This window comes from Dactylosporangium sp. NPDC000521 (genome assembly GCF_042898305.1).
GTDB lineage: Bacteria > Actinomycetota > Actinomycetes > Mycobacteriales > Micromonosporaceae > Dactylosporangium.
In genome coordinates this window covers 12,970-27,675 of record NZ_JBIAYW010000001.1, presented here as the reverse complement: position 1 = coordinate 27,675, position 14,706 = coordinate 12,970, and the positions used below count along the sequence as shown (strand labels likewise).

The window sequence follows — 14,706 nt, the reverse complement described above, 5'->3', positions numbered from 1 at the left end:
CCCGTCGAAAGGACTTGGAGATGACGGATCATACGAAGATAGGAATCCACACCGACCAGGCTCCACCGCCGCGAGGGGCCTACTCTCAGGCGGTCGTCGTCGGAGACCTCGTCTGGACCGCGGGCTTCGGGCCGGTCGACCCGGTGACCCGGGCAATCGTCGGCGACGACGTCGCTGAGCAGACCCGTCAGACGCTCCGCAACGTCGCGGCCGCGCTGGAGGCCGCGGGCTCGAACCTGCAGGACGTCGTCAAGGTGACCGCTCACTTGGCGGACATCGACAACGACTGGGATGCCTTCGACACGGCGTACCGCGAGTTCTTCGAGGAACCGCGCCCGGTCCGCACGACCGCCGGATCCAGCCTCGGCGGAATCCTCGTGGAGATCGACGTCGTCGCGGTCAAGGGCAGCCGCCGCCGGCGCTGATCCGCACAGTAGGGGTGGGAGACTGGGCCCACCGGCGCGGGCGCCGGTGGGCCCAGTCACGGCACAGCACCGGCGCGGCATCAGCTGAGCCGGAACGGTAGCGGCGTGGCACCGAGGGTGGAGACGTCGACCGCGGTGCGGACCTTCGTGGTAGAGCCGGCCTTGGACGCGGTCAACGTGTAGACGCCGACAGGCGCGGTGATGCGAAAGTAGCCCGCGGCGTCGGTCGTGCCGTTGCGCCCGCCGCCGGCGTCCACCGTGGCGCCGGAGATCGGCGTGCCGCCGGTGGTGGTGACCCGTCCGATGATCACCGGGCGCTGACCGGGCTCGCGCCGATGTTGACGGTGTACGAGTGGGCCGCGGGACGTGTGGTCGAAGCTCGCCCCCACGCCGGTGACGGTGCTGTTCGCTCGTCTGACCCCGTCGGACTTGCCTCTTGCCCGCTGGACCCGGCGATGCCATCCTTCAATGCACGAAACCACGAAGATATCTTCTGTATTTCGAAGATACTTCGTGCATGTGTTATGACCGATGGAGGCCTGGCATGGCTGAAGTGTCAAGAAGGCGGATTCTCCAACTCACGGGTGGTGCGGTGGCGGGGGGTGCGCTCACGCTCGCCGCTCCGAAAGCGCTCGTCTCCGAGGCCCACGCCGACACCTTCGAGTCCACCGCGTTGGGGCCAGGAAGTCCTGAGCCGAACGTCGAGCGTGCGAAACACTGGTGGCTCCCGCAGCGCAACGTGTGGACCCCGATCGGCTGGAAAGGCCACCTGTTCCGGTTCAACGCCGTCTACAACGGCACGCTGATCTGCGACCCGAGCTGGGTCCTTGCGGCCAAGCCGAACACGCAGCCCTACTTCGGGAGGAACTTCCAGCTCACAGTCGCCATGCCCAAGCGCGATGGTGGGTTTCCGGCATTCCCGACCTCGGTGCACGAGCTGTGGGACGACGATCTCGGGTTCCGCAAGCAGGGCTGGGACGAGAGCAACGATGCGCCGGTGCTGTGGACCGAGTACCGGCGTCAAGAGGGCCTGATCCTCCGGCAGACGGTGTTCGCGCACATCCCCGGGGGCGGCAACGTCCAGACGGCCGTTGAGCCCATCTACGCGTGGATCCGTTTCGAGGTTGTCTACGTCGATCCGATCAAAGCGCCGAAAGACTTCACGTTCCAGCTTTGGTTGAGCAAGGCGTACGTCAAGCCGCGCGGCCCGTACGAGCAGGAGAACGGCGTCCCGCTGACAGTCGTGCCGGATGAGGCTCCGCTGGCCGGCAACCTCACGATGCAACGTGCGTGGAACCCGATCGGCCCGATGGCGGTTCCCATCACCGACGACAGCGGCAATGTACGGCTGATGGTGACGAACGCCAACTTCGCGACCGGCAAAGGCTCGATCGCGCTGGCGAAGAACGCCAAGCCCGGTGTCCACGACCTCCGGCTCGGGCTCCCCGTCCAGGTGGGGGCGTACATCGACGTACTGGTGCCGATGCTCCCGCAGCCGCTTGCCAATGTGACGGCGGAGGCCGCGCCCGGACGCGATGCGGTCCTCGCCCAATGCACTGCCTACTGGAAGCAGGTCGAGCCGTCGGCCGCGAAGGTGAAGACGCCGGAGAACTACGTCAACCAGGTCATCCGCCGTGGCCCGCAGCTGGCGCAGGTCGTCGCGGAGAAGAGTCCCGACACCGGGCTCTTCACGTTCCTGTCCGGCTCCTACGCGTACGACGTCCTGTGGAGCACACCGACCTCGATGGTCAGCCACATGTTCCTCGATCGGCTGGGCTACCACGACGTGGTCGAGAAGCACATCGAGATCTACAAGGTGACGCAGGGCACCCGGAAGCCGCCGAGCTCGGTATTCGCCCCCGGTACCTATCCGGGGTATCTCTCCACACCGCAGACCCTTCAGGCCATCGACTGGATGAGCGACCACGGTGCCATCCTCGAGATCCTGGCCACCCACGCGCTCCTCACCAATCGCCGTGCCTTCATCGACAAGTGGATCGGCCCGATCGTGTTGGCATGCGACTTCATCGTCGAGGCGTGCGGAAAGACCAACCACAACGGGGTGAAAGGCATCATGCCTCCGGGCCACTCCACCGACGAAGGCGCCGAAACACAGGGCATCATCACGCAGTGCTTCACCTACAAGGGCCTGCGGTCGGCGATCACCCTGTTGAAGCGGGAAGGCCATCCACGCGCGGCGGAGTTCGAGACGTTCGCCGGCAAGTTCAAGACAGCGTTCGGCGCGGCGATGGTCGCGCTCGCGGGCCGCTCCAAGAAGTGGACCGACGGGACCGGCGCACAGTGGCCGGTCTTCCCTCCGCAGTTCTCAGGCGTGGGCGTCTGGGACGACTTCACCATGTTGGACACCGGCGCCTTGATGTCGGTGTGGGCCGGGTTGATGCCTGCCTCGGACCCGCTGATGAAGTCGTTCGTCGAGTTCTTCCGCGTCGGCCCGAACACCAAGCTGTTCGACCCCGTCCACCACAACGCGCTCTACCGCGCGGTTCTGGACCACGAACAGTCGTCGAGCGAGCCCTGCTACAGCTGGAACATGTTCCACAACTGGGAGCTGGGCGATCGTGACCACTACCTCGAAGGGATGTATGGACTGCTTGTGGGAGGTCTCTCGCAGGACACCTACATCTCCAGCGAGCATCGTCACGCCATCTACGGCAACCTGTTCAGCTACCCGATCATCGTGTGGTCCGTCCTGCACTCGGTCATCGACGACTCGATCTCCGAAACCGAGCTGCACCTCCTGCGCATGTGCCCGAACGGGTGGCTGACCACCACGGCAACCGAATTCACCAACGTACCCACCAAGTTCGGTCAGGTCGACCTCACGTTCCAGCTCTCGGCCGACCGCAAGACGCTCAACATCACGTACGCCGGGAGATGGCACCACCCACCGAGCAACGTCGTCGTCCACAACGTACCGGGATCAGGCGTTGAATTCATCGCCATCAACGGCGTAACCCGCCCCGCCCGGGACACGATCGTCCTGTAACTCGCACCACAAGACCACGGCGCCGTACGGGCGCGCTGCGGACCACGTGCGTTCCGGGCCTTGGAACAGACTTCATCGTGAACGGGAGCTAGCAATGGGCAAGACACTTCTCACCCCGCCGTTGCCAGAGGCCGGGGCGGCCGCTCCACTCGTCGACGTGACCGGCGACGGTCGGCCCGACATGGTGATCCGCGAGGCGGACCGGCTTTACGTATACCCGCACAACGGGTCCACAACCTCAAATCCTTGGACGTCCCGGTACGACACCGGAACCGTCGGGTGGAACAACGCCAGCAAACTCCTGCTGGCCGACGTGACCGGCGACGGCCGCCCCGACATCGTCTCCGTGCGCACGGACACACCGGACCCCAGTTCACTGTGGGTGTATCCGCACAACGGTGCCACCGGCACCGCAGCCGGTTGGAACGCTCCGTACTACACCGGGCTGTTCGGCTGGAACATTGCCAATTGGCTTGCGCTGGTGGATGTGACCGGCGATGGCCGCCCCGACATGGTTGCCCGCCTCGATGACGGCGGCCTGTGGATGTATCCGCACAACGGGCAGACCGGAACGGCCGCTTCGTGGACGGACCGGAGGCTGGCCGGCGTCGCCTGGAGCGGGGCAACGGGGCTGCTAGTCGGTAATGTGACCGGTCGCGGGCGCCCCGACCTGGTAGTGCGTGAAAGCACCGGAGCTCTGACGGTCCTTCCCGCCGGGGACTCGACCGGTCCCGTGCCGGCCCCCTTCAGCGCGGGTACGGGCTGGAACCTCGCGGACGTGATGCTGCTGGCCGATGTCACCGGTACCGGCCGGCCCGACATTGTCGTGCGCGACGCCAGCGGAAATCTCTGGGTCTACCCGCACAACGGGTCGGCCACCGCCAACCCATGGACCACCCGGTTCGGCGCTGGTGGAGGCTGGAACGTTGCCTCCGCCATGATGCTGTGACGACCGGACAGGATTAGTCGTCCCGTCCACCGGCAGTCTCGGAGATCTCGAAGTCGGCCGTGGCCTCGACCGGACTGCCGGTGGGCGGACAGCTGCCCGTTCGTGCCGATGCTCTGGGAGCCCGAACGTGTCCAACGGTGGAACACCACCGGCGAGGTGCCGAGCAAGGCGCTCTGTCCAGCTTCGCGATCGATGGTGATCGAAGGAACCGTCTCTGAACGGGAGAGACCGTGTACATGATCTACGCCAGCGAACGTGACGCCGCGGTGCGGATGTGCGACGCGTTGCTCGAAGAGCCTGAGATCGACAGGACCATGATCGGGCTACAGTAGTCGAACGGCAGCGGGCGTGGGTCCTTGTCTGGTTGCACGGTCGAGAGACTGGCCGACCGCTCATACCCTGCAGCCGCCATGAGGACCCGACCGTCCGGCAGGTAACCGACAGCCGTCGCGCGGTCCTGTGACCCCATCGGACCGCCGCAAGCGCTGCCAAGCGCGCACAGCGCCATACAGACCAGTACGATCAACGGGGTCCGGTTAGACGCTCGACCTCCGCGCGCTCGGTCGCCGACCGCTCCTGCCGTTGCATGACCCACGCCGTCAGCCTGCCAGCCCACACCCAGATCACGCGACGGCCTGCCCAGTACCTTCACAAGGTCAACACTTGATCGAGCGCTATCCACGCGCCTGGGCAGCGCGCTGGAGCGACATCCGGATCTGCCGCCGTCCGTGCGCGCCGGCCAGCAGACGGCTGTCGACGTCGTGATGGCGGCCGGGTCGGCCCGGTGCCCGTCTCGGTGGGATCGAAGACGTCCTTCGCGCGTCGGCCGACCGCGACGCCGCCTCGGGTCGGATCGACCGCTTCACCTACGAACTCGCGTAGCGCCGTCCAGGCCGTTTCGCGCACCGGCTTCTTCCGATCCGCCTGCATGATGCCGCATCCGTTCAGCCGGGCGTGTCGCACGGCACGTCGTGCGACAGCGGCACGGCGTGGGCCATCCAGTCCCGGGCCCAGGCGACGTCCGCACCGACGTACTGCTGGACGCGCTCGTCGGGAAAACGCGAGACGATCACAACGACCCGCGTGCCGGGGCTGACCTGCGAACCCGATGGTTCATCGGCGTGGTAGGTGAGCGGCCGCCCCACGTCGGCGCCTTTCAGCGACGCCTCCACCTGGATGGTGACCTGCCACCCGCCGCCCGCACCGGACGGCGACACGTCGGTCACCACCCCCTCGGCGATATGGCGCGCGCACGACGCGATGCCCGTATCCGTCAACTTCCCCTGGCCGCCCCCTGTCGCAGCCGTCCTGGCGGCGACGAGACCCGCGACCACGATCGCGGTAACCCCTCCCCCGGCCACGGCCAGCCGGATCCACCGACGCCGGATCGGCGCGCGGGTACTCGAGGTCTCGCCGCCGGCCGTGACTGTGCCAGCGGCCGGCGGGGTGACGCCGGCCGGTAGCCCGGGCCGTTCCGCCGCCGCGCTGTGCTGGCCGGTATCCACAGGGGTGCCTCGCTTCGCCAAGATTGACGGCTCGATCGAGAGGGGCGCTGTCGGCAAGATGACGATCATCGTGCCCGTTCAAGGACTTCAGTGTCGCTCAGGCACTCCACGATGATGCACGTGTGTGCGTTTCCCGGACAACGTCCGTCCCTCGGAGATTCTGGCTGTTGCCCGTGGCCGCCGGGTTGCTCCTCGCTGGCTGCGGCAGCTCGGCTGGGGACAGTACGCCGGCGGCTTCGGATCGTCCGACAGCGGGTCCGTCAGTTCGCCCGTCCGTCGAAGTGACCGTGCCCGCATCGAGCCGGCCCCCGGCAGCGTCATCCGCGGCACCGGCTGCCCCACGGTTCGGGCCAGACATGGTGCGCAAGATGTCGGTGACGAAGAAGGTGAAGGGCGGTCAGGCCAACGCCGCGGTCGTCGCGGGCGGCACGCCGGCGCAGCTGCTCGACGCCGGCAAGGGCTGCGTGGACCACTTCAGGAAGACGTACAAGGCCGCGTACTGCTACGTGTTCGGTTCGCAGGCCGACTTCGCCACGACGACGTGGAACGACCCGGAGGGGCTGGCCGACAAGTGCTGGATCTGGTACGTCGGCATCCCGCTCGCCGGCGGTGACTACATGCCGATGGAGATGGGCGGCATCAGCTACCAGCAGGACCGTTGCCCGGGGAAGGTCTACCCCAAGCCGTGACCTCCAGACCCGCTCCGGCCGCTCCCGACCCGATGGGTGCGGGTTCGAACCCTGTCCGTGTACCTGGCGGCTACGGCGTGATGGTCGTGGGCGCTGCGAACGGCTATGGTGACCGGCATGCGTGACGGGTGCGGCTTCGGCGGCATCGGCAGGCGTTCCGCCCTGCCGGTGCTGGCGTTGGTGGCCGTGCTGCTGGTCGCGATCGAGGCCGCTCGGGACATCGGACTGTGCATCGTCTTCCGGTTGGCCCGGCGTGCGGTTCCGGGGTGTGTTCCGGCGTGGTCGGCGGACCGGGCACCGCCGCGGCGCGCGCTCACCGTCTGAAGCCGCCCGCTGCGCAGCGTCCAGGCGTGACGCTGCCCGTGTGATCTGGATGCACCATGCCCACGTCTCGTCATCGACCCTGTCCCCCCATGCCCGGCCGCCGATCGCGGTCACCGCTGCCGGCCCGGAGCCGGCCGGTCTCGCTATCGGCGCTGGGGTGATGGTCATGCTCACCCCGGGCGCGTACGCCGTACGCGGCGGCGAACACTGTCTCGCGCTCGACCTCGGAACGTCGACCGTTCGGCTGTGGACGCCGGCGACCGGCGCGGTGATCACCGCGCCCACCGTCCTTGCCCGGCTCGGTGGCGGCCGGTCCGTCGCAGGGCAGGCCGCGCTCGCCCTGCCCGACGGCGAGGCCGGCGCGACGTGGCCGGTCCGCGGCGGCGTGGTACGCGACTTCTTCGCCTGCGTGCAACTGCTGCGGCTGCTGGTCGCGGATCTCGGGCTGCCATCGGATCCCACGCTGCAGGTGCTCGTCGGCGTGCCGGCCACCGCCACCCTGCGCCAGCGGACCGTGCTCGTCGCCGCGGTGCGCCGAGGCGTCGGCGGGCGCGTGACCGCCGTGGAGGAGCCCCTGGCGGCGGCGTTGGCCTGCCGGCACGGCGCCGAAGACACCGGCGCCGACGTCGTCGTGGTGGACATCGGGTCGGGACGGACCGAGATCGCGCGGATCGCCGACGGCAGTGTCGTGGCCGCGCACCATGTCGACGAGACCGGCCCGGTCGACCGCATCCCGGCGATCGCCGACTGTGTGCGACGACTGCACCGTCCCCGCGGCAGACGGCACCGGTTGTTGCTCACCGGCGGTGGGGCCATGACGCCAGGAATCGCCGCCGAGCTGGCCGCCCGGACCGGCCGTTCGGTCACCATGCCCGCCGATCCGCCGCTTGCCACCCTCAACGGCCTGCGGCTGCTGCTCACCGGCTGACGGCACCGGAACAGCGCAGACCCGTCCCCCACGTGTCCTCGCGTCGCAGCCGGCTACGCGGACCCTTCCCCACACCTTCGGAGTTGTTCATGGACATCGAACGCATCTCGCTCCCCGGCATCGGTACATGCCGGACCTTCACCAGCGCCGCAGGTCGCCGGGTGGGAGTCATCACCCACCACGCCAGCAGCCGCCGGGACCTCATCCACAGCAGCAGCGACGATCCCGACGGCAGTTGCAGCATCACCCTGAGCCGCGACGAGGCGATCGCCCTGGCCGGCCTGCTGGGCATCTTCGACATCGTCAACACCGACGGCACCGACACCAGCGGCACCAGCGGCAACAGCGGCAACAGTGGCAACAGTGGCAACAGTGGCAACAGTGGCAACAGCGAGCAGAAACCGGCGACCGGCGCGCCGGCACGCTGAGCGCGACCGACCGCGTTCCGCCCGGCAGTCGTCCGGGCCGGCGGCCACACCGACCGGATCCCGGCACCGGTGTGGCCGCCCATGGTGGTCATCCCTGGTACTTCTCGCCGGCAGGACACGCAACACCGGGAGATCCGGCCGCTGCCTGCGCGACGATGCGTCTACCGCAGCGGGTCGAACGGAGCCAGCTGCGGCGGGGCCTCACCCTTGAGGACCGTCTGGGCCATCAGCTGCCCGGTGACCGGGCCGAGCGCGACGCCCCACATCCCATGACCGCCCGCGACGAACACCCGAGGAGCGGCGGTCACCCCGGCCAACGGCAGGCCGTCGGGAGTGCACGGGCGGGAACCGACCCATTCGTCGCGCCGGTCGTCGAGGTGTACGCCGTGCAGAAACGGACGTACGGCGTCCACGATGGCGGTGATCCGCCGTGGGTCCAGCGGATCATCGGGGCGCCGGAACTCCATCATCCCGGCCACCCGCAGACGGCCGTTCAACGGCGTGCACGCCACCCGCTGCGCGGGAAAGTACAGCGGCCCACCCGGCAGCCGCTCCGCCGGCACGCTGAAGCTGTAGCCCCGCCCCGCCTGTACCGGCCGCCGCACCCCGAAACGCTCGGTCAACTTCCCCAACGCCGCCCCGGTGGCGACCACGACGGCATCGTGCCGGTCCTGCTGTCCGGACCGGCAGAGCACGCCGACACCCCCGGACTCCACTCGCAGATCGAGGACGTCGCAGCCCTCCACGACCCGCCCGCCACGCGCACGCACCGCAGCCGCCAGCGCGTCGACGAACCGCGGCGGGTCCAGATACCGCTGTCCGTAGATCTGTACGGCGGCATCGACGCGGTCAGTCAGCACCGGCTCGATGGCCCGCGCCCGCAGGCCCGGCATCGGATGGAACCGCACATCCTGACCGGCGGCGCGGATCTGCTCCAGCTCGGCCAGCAGCCCACGCCGGTCCCGCTCACGGGCGTAGCAGGCCAGGAAGTTGGCCGCCTTGGTCGTCGTCGCGGCCACGCCCCCGGCCGTCAGCACATCGAACGCCTCCAGCGACCGCTCGTTGAGCGGCACATAGGCGGCCATGCCACGCCGCCACCGCCGCGCGGTGCTGTGCGCGGCGAACGACGCCAGGAACCGCAGCAGCCTCCGGTCGGCGCGTAGCGGCACGTACACCGGCGACCGGGCGCTGAGCACCGCCCGCAGCCCATAGCGCAGCACCGCCGGTTCCGGCAGCGGCGCCGTCAGCCCGGGCGTCAGCCAGCCCGCGTTGCCCCACGACGCGCCGGCGCCGGCATGGCGGCGCTCGTACACCGTGACCTGTACACCGGCCTCCTGCAGGAACCATGCGGTGGACAGGCCGACCACTCCCGCCCCGATCACCGCCACCGTGTCCGGCGCGGCGGGTCGCCCGCCGTGCGACGCATCGGTCGCCATGTCACCACCCCTGCTGGCCGTGCCGAAGAATCTCCAGCATCGGCCAGCGGCCGGCGGCATACACGGGCACCGGTCGGCAAACCTCGGTCCGGCCCGGTTGCCGAGCACCGGCAACCTACACCACGCGGCGGTCGATGACGGCCGTCAGCATGATGAAGCCGGGGCCGCAGACACCTCGAGCAGGTGGATGCGCAGGGCCGGGCTCACACGGCCTTCCGTTTCGCCGCGGCGACGGCCTGCTGCCAGGCGGCGTCGGCGGTGATCTTCCCGGCGAGGTACGCGTCGAGGGCCGCCTGCGTGGTCTCCGCGACCGGCCGGTGCCGCACCGCCACGTACATCGGCTGGATCTTCATGGCGCCCTCGCCGAAGATCCTGCCGACCGGGGCGTTGCCGAAATACGGATTGGTGATCGACAGGAAGGCCGGGTCCTGCAGCGACTTCACGTCCGAGGGCAGGGCGCCGACGGCCTTGAAGGCGGCCACGTGGCTGGCCGGCGAGGTGAGGAACATCGCGAGCTCGGCGGCCTCGCGCGGGTGCTTGCTCTGCACGGGCACGGCGAGGAACGAGCCGCCCCAGTTGCCGCCGCCGCCGGGGATCGCGGCCACGTCCCACTTGTCCTTGGTCTGCGGGCCGCCGCCGTCCTGGATGATGCCGAGCATCCAGCTGGGGCAGGCGGTCGTGGCGAAGGTGCCGTCGCGGAAACCGGCGTGCCAGGCGTCCGTCCACGTTTCGATCCTCGAGCTGAGCCCGGACGCGACCACGCTCGTCGCCTCCGCCCAGGCGGTCTTCACCGCCGGGCTGGTCTCGATGATGAGCTTGTCGTCGCGGTCGAAGTACGTGACGTTGTCGTTCGCCGCGGCCGCCTGGGACAGCGCGGCGGCGAGGATCTGGTCGGGCGAGTCGACGAACGCCGCGCCGGTGTTGGCCGCCTTGAACCGCACGCCGGTCTGGCGGAACGCCTCCCAGGTCGGCCACAGCTTCGACACCGCGTCGCGGTCCGTCGGCAGGCCCGCCTTGGCGAACAGGTCCTTGCGGTAGCACATCGCCAGGCCGCCGATGTCCGTGCCGAGACCGACGACCTTGCCGTTGTCGAGGGTGCCCTGCGCCCACTTCCACGGCAGGAAGTCGCCCTTCATGTCGTTCGCGCCGTACTTGGCGAGATCCACGAAGCTGTCGGACTGTCCCTTGTAGAAGGGCGTGACACCCTCCTCCATCGCGACGACGTCGCCGGCGCCACCGCCCGCCGCGAGGTACACGTTGAGCTTCGGCCAGTAGACGTCGAGGTTCTCCACCACCCGGCTCTTGATGGTGATGTTCGGGTGGTCCTTCTCGTACTGCTTGTACAACTCGTCGTAGCCGAACTTGCCGAACGTGTCGACCGTCAGCGTGATCTTCCGGTCCGCCGCGGAGATGGACGCGGTGCACCCCGCCGAGGCCACCACGCCGAACACGGCCATCAGCAGCCCCAGCGCGCGCAGTCGTGAGTGTCGCATGTGGACGTTCCCCCCAGGTCAGATCCGGAATCGCGAAACCATCTGCTGCAGATCGCCCGCCAGGGAGGCGAGCTCGGCCGCGGAGTGCCGGTTGTGCGAGGACGACTCCGCCGACCGGCGGGCCGCGACGGTCATCGCCTCGATGTCGGCGGCGATCTCCGTGCTGCCGGTCGCCGCCTCGGAGATGTTCCGGCTCATCTCCAGGCTCGTCGCCGACTGCTCCTCCACCGCCGCGGAGATCGTCGCCTGGAAGTCATTGACCTGCCCGATGATCGACGTGATGTCGGCGATCGCGGAGACCGCGGCCTCGCACTCGGTGCGGATCGACGTGACCTGCTTGGAGATCTGCTCGGTCGCCTGCGCGGTCTCCTGCGCGAGGTCCTTGACCTCGCCGGCCACGACGGCGAAGCCGAGCCCCGCCTCGCCGGCCCGGGACGCCTCGATGGTGGCGTTGAGCGCCAGCAGGTTGGTCTGCTTGGCGATCGAGGTGATGATCTGCACGATCTGCGTGATCTGCTGGCTGGTCTCGCCGAGGCGGTCCATCGTCTGGCTGGTGGACTCGGCGACGTCGGCCGCCCGCCCCGCCATCCGCGTGCCTTCGAGGCTGGTCGAGGCGATCTCCCGGATGGAGATGCTCATCTCCTCGGCGGCGGCGGCGATGGTACCGATGTTCTCCGACACCGACGAGGCGGTGGAGGTGGCCCGCTCGGCCTGGGCGCTGACATGCTCGGCGCCCACGTTGAGCGCGTCGCTGCTGGTGCTGAGCCGGCCGGAGGTGCCGCCGAGCACCTCCGAGCTCTTCGCCAGCGCTGTCACCGTCTCGCGCAGGCTGCCCGTCGCGGTGTTCACCGACTCGGCCATGGCCTGCAGCTCCCGCGCGGACTGGTCCGGCACCCGCTGGGTCAGGTCGCCGCTCGCGACGGCCTTCAGCACCTCGGACACCCTCGCCAGCGACCGGGCGATCATGCGGGAGATGAACAGGCCGATCGCCAGCGCCGCCAGCACCCCGACCGCGATGCCGGCGATCGCGATGTTCCGGGCCCGGCTGTAGGAGTGCTCCGAGACGGCCTGCGCGGCGCGGGCGTCGTCCTGCTGCGCCCGCACGACCTTCTCCAGCCCCGCGCCGAGCCGGATCGCGAGCGCCTCGAATGCCTCCGCGTCGCCCGGGACGACAGCGCCCGCCGGGGCGGGCGCGCCGAACACGAACGCGTCGCGGATCTGCCGGAACTGGCTCCACTGCGTGCCGAACTCGCTCGCCGCCGCCTTCGTCGCCGCGCTGGACGCACTGGACGCGAAGTCCGCGAGCGCCTGATCCATCACCTCGTCCGACGCGGTGACCGCCGCCTGCGTCCGCTTCGCGGCCCCCTCGCCCTGCGCCGCGAACGACCACAGGTTCTGGAACATCAGCGCCTGCGCCGCCCGGACCCGCTGCAGCGCCGCGTCGCTCACGCCCTGCCGCACCCGCAGCTCGTCCAGATCGTCACTGAGCTTCCCCATCTGCTGCACGGAAAGCAGCCCGACCCCGGCCGCCGCCAACGCGACGACGAACAGGGCGGCCAGGATCCGCCCCAGAATGGACAGGCCCCGGCCTGGCCCGGCACCGTGCGGACGTACGTCCTCAACCGCACCTGTCATCTGTAACCCGCCTACACCAGACCGCCCGCCGATCGGGACCCGCCGCACCCACCATCGGAGCGCGACGCCGCGATCTGAGCACTTCCTCACACTCGCCGCGGCCGGTCAGTACCGTCCGGCCGGTGCGTCACCCTGGCGCGGTCCTACCGCACCGGAGCAACGGCAGGGGCGTGCTGCGGTAGCGGTCTCTTACGGTGCGGGTGCCGTGGGCGAGGCGGCCGGCCAGTCGAGACCGAGGTTGTCGTGCCAGTGGCCGCCGGTGGGGGCGGTGTCGAGCCGTGCGGATCCCTCGGTGTTGCCGAGGAAGTTGTTGTTCGTGGTCCAGCTTTCACGGCACGCGCCGTGTTCGGTGATCCAGAGCCCGTGGGTCTGACGGCCGGGACTGCGGCTGTCCCAGACGCGGTTGCCCCGTTTCGTGGTGTGGTCGGTGACGGCGGCCACGGTGATGCCGGGGCGTTGGGCGGGACAGCCGGGAAGTTCGTACGGGCTGCCCGGCTCTGGTGTGCCGGCGCTCCAGGCCGTCGTGGCGCCGGGCCGGGCCGGCGCGAGACTGAGCTCGGTTGCGGTGTTGGTGGTGACGATCGCGTGCTGCCCGCCAACCGTCACCTGCTTGCCGGCGTGGCCGTCCGGTAGCCACTCGGCGGCCGTGTCGGTCAGCGTCCGGCCGGTGTACGTGACCGTGTCCCCGCCGCCGGCGGCACCCGGTGCGGCCTGCCGGCCGTTGTCCCGGATGCGGTTGTTGAGCAGGGTCGCGTCGAAGAGGTCGGCGTCGAGGTGGATGCCAGCCACCCCGTTGGCCCAGATCTCGTTGTCGTCCAGCGTGATGTTGCCGGCCGGCCCCTGGTGGCCGCCGCCAAGGTTGTGCTGCCAGTAGCCGTATCGACCATTGCCGCTGATGCGGTTGCCGCTGAACGTGTACGGCCCCGGGGTGTTGCCGATGCCCAGCCCGTCGCGGACGTTGCCGTCCATGATGCAGTTCGTCACGAGGCCGCCGCGGCCGGCCACCGACGACGTCCCCTGCGACGAGAGGTCATAGCCGGCCTCGTGGTTGCCCAGCATCGCGCACGCATTGACGACGAGCCCGTCGGCACCCCAGTCGGAGATGCCGAACCGGTTGTCCTCGCAATGACAGTCGACGATGCGGATCCCGCGCGGCGGTGGCCACATGTCCTCCTGCAGCTCGATGAAGATGCCGTTGGTGCCGTTGCCGATCGCCGTGCACTCGCTGATGGTCAGTCGCTCGATCTCGCCCCACCCGCCGACGCCGATGCCGATCCCGGCGCCGCCCATCTGCTCGCCGTTGTCCATCCGTCCGCAGCGCAGCGCGGTCACGCCCTGCACGCGCGAGTCCTGGAGGTGGTCGCAGCCGAACCCGGTGCCGATGCTGTCGTGGATGTACAGATCACGGAACCACCCGCGCAGCACGTACTGCAGGCCGAGCCCCTTGGCCAGGGGGTCGTACGCCGGAAGGTGGACCGCGGAGGCGTCGATCTCGAACCCGGAGAAGCCGCAGTCGGCCAGGTGGTTGTCCGGGCCGGCGCCGTGCTGCAGTTCGGTGAACCAGGCCAGGGGGACGGGCTGTGTCGGGTTGCCGGCGTTGTCCAGCACGAACCGGGTGGCCACCGGACCGGCGCCGAGCAGGGACACCCCGCTGCGCCACACCGTGGCGGCGTCGCGGATCAGATACGTCCCGGGCGGGCAGAAGATGCTCCGCGGCTGGCGGTCGCGGGCATACGCGTCCCCGAGCCGGTCGACGAGTGCCTGCAGTGCCGGCTGGTCATTGGCCGACCCGTCGCCTGCGAGGCCGTGATCGTGGGCGTTGAACAGGCCGGTATCTGCGGCGCCGGTGTGCATCATGGCCTGCATGCCCGGGTTCGGCCGGCCCAT

Annotated in this window: 13 protein-coding genes; 7 read left to right on the top strand and 6 right to left on the bottom strand. The window is 69.5% G+C overall.

Going from position 1 to position 14,706, the window contains the following annotated elements; all coding sequences use genetic code 11:
- The first annotated feature begins 20 nt into the window (after positions 1-20).
- A complete protein-coding gene (locus tag ACFY3L_RS00120) occupies positions 21-425 on the top strand; it encodes a RidA family protein (protein WP_389316633.1) in 405 nt (134 codons plus the stop codon).
- Between the two features lie 80 nt (positions 426-505).
- Here the strand turns inward: ACFY3L_RS00120 and ACFY3L_RS00115 are convergent, their stop codons facing one another.
- Positions 506-736 carry a carboxypeptidase-like regulatory domain-containing protein gene (locus ACFY3L_RS00115; RefSeq protein ID WP_389316630.1) on the bottom strand — a complete coding sequence of 77 codons (231 nt, stop codon included), beginning with the start codon at positions 734-736 and terminating at the stop codon, positions 506-508.
- Positions 737-969: 233 nt separating this feature from the next.
- Between ACFY3L_RS00115 and ACFY3L_RS00110 the strand changes: the two genes are divergently transcribed.
- Both ACFY3L_RS00110 and ACFY3L_RS00105 read left to right on the top strand, forming a co-directional pair.
- Positions 970-3,432 (top strand): hypothetical protein, encoded by a 2,463-nt coding sequence (locus ACFY3L_RS00110; RefSeq protein ID WP_389316627.1) that lies wholly within the window; start codon positions 970-972, stop codon positions 3,430-3,432.
- A gap of 94 nt (positions 3,433-3,526) precedes the next feature.
- On the top strand, positions 3,527-4,381 hold the full coding sequence (locus ACFY3L_RS00105) for an FG-GAP repeat domain-containing protein (protein WP_389316624.1): 855 nt from the start codon (positions 3,527-3,529) through the stop codon (positions 4,379-4,381).
- Between the two features lie 944 nt (positions 4,382-5,325).
- Here ACFY3L_RS00105 and ACFY3L_RS00100 read toward each other — a convergent pair.
- A complete protein-coding gene (locus tag ACFY3L_RS00100) occupies positions 5,326-5,955 on the bottom strand; it encodes a hypothetical protein (RefSeq protein ID WP_389316621.1) in 630 nt (209 codons plus the stop codon).
- Positions 5,956-6,242: 287 nt separating this feature from the next.
- Between ACFY3L_RS00100 and ACFY3L_RS00095 the strand changes: the two genes are divergently transcribed.
- From ACFY3L_RS00095 to ACFY3L_RS00080, 4 genes are all read left to right on the top strand, one after another.
- Positions 6,243-6,575 carry a hypothetical protein gene (locus tag ACFY3L_RS00095; protein WP_389316618.1) on the top strand — a complete coding sequence of 111 codons (333 nt, stop codon included), beginning with the start codon at positions 6,243-6,245 and terminating at the stop codon, positions 6,573-6,575.
- 117 nt (positions 6,576-6,692) lie between these two features.
- Positions 6,693-6,899 carry a hypothetical protein gene (locus tag ACFY3L_RS00090; RefSeq protein WP_389316615.1) on the top strand — a complete coding sequence of 69 codons (207 nt, stop codon included), beginning with the start codon at positions 6,693-6,695 and terminating at the stop codon, positions 6,897-6,899.
- Between the two features lie 166 nt (positions 6,900-7,065).
- Complete coding sequence (locus tag ACFY3L_RS00085) at positions 7,066-7,827, top strand: rod shape-determining protein (protein WP_389316612.1); 762 nt, start codon at positions 7,066-7,068, stop codon at positions 7,825-7,827.
- An 89-nt stretch (positions 7,828-7,916) separates the two neighbouring features.
- The gene (locus ACFY3L_RS00080) at positions 7,917-8,255 is read left to right on the top strand and encodes a potassium transporter TrkA (protein WP_389316609.1); all 339 of its coding nucleotides are present in this window, start codon (positions 7,917-7,919) and stop codon (positions 8,253-8,255) included.
- A 161-nt stretch (positions 8,256-8,416) separates the two neighbouring features.
- Here ACFY3L_RS00080 and ACFY3L_RS00075 read toward each other — a convergent pair whose 3' ends face one another.
- The 4 genes from ACFY3L_RS00075 to ACFY3L_RS00060 all read right to left on the bottom strand — a co-directional run bounded on the left by ACFY3L_RS00075 (position 8,417) and on the right by ACFY3L_RS00060 (position 14,706).
- Complete coding sequence (locus ACFY3L_RS00075; RefSeq protein WP_389316606.1) at positions 8,417-9,691, bottom strand: NAD(P)/FAD-dependent oxidoreductase; 1,275 nt, start codon at positions 9,689-9,691, stop codon at positions 8,417-8,419.
- 203 nt (positions 9,692-9,894) lie between these two features.
- Complete coding sequence (locus ACFY3L_RS00070; protein ID WP_389316603.1) at positions 9,895-11,184, bottom strand: ABC transporter substrate-binding protein; 1,290 nt, start codon at positions 11,182-11,184, stop codon at positions 9,895-9,897.
- Between the two features lie 18 nt (positions 11,185-11,202).
- Entirely contained in the window at positions 11,203-12,819 is a 1,617-nt protein-coding gene (locus tag ACFY3L_RS00065) for a methyl-accepting chemotaxis protein (protein ID WP_389316600.1), read from the bottom strand.
- Between the two features lie 189 nt (positions 12,820-13,008).
- Positions 13,009-14,706, bottom strand: coding sequence for a right-handed parallel beta-helix repeat-containing protein (locus ACFY3L_RS00060; RefSeq protein WP_389316597.1), 1,698 nt, complete (start codon positions 14,704-14,706; stop codon positions 13,009-13,011).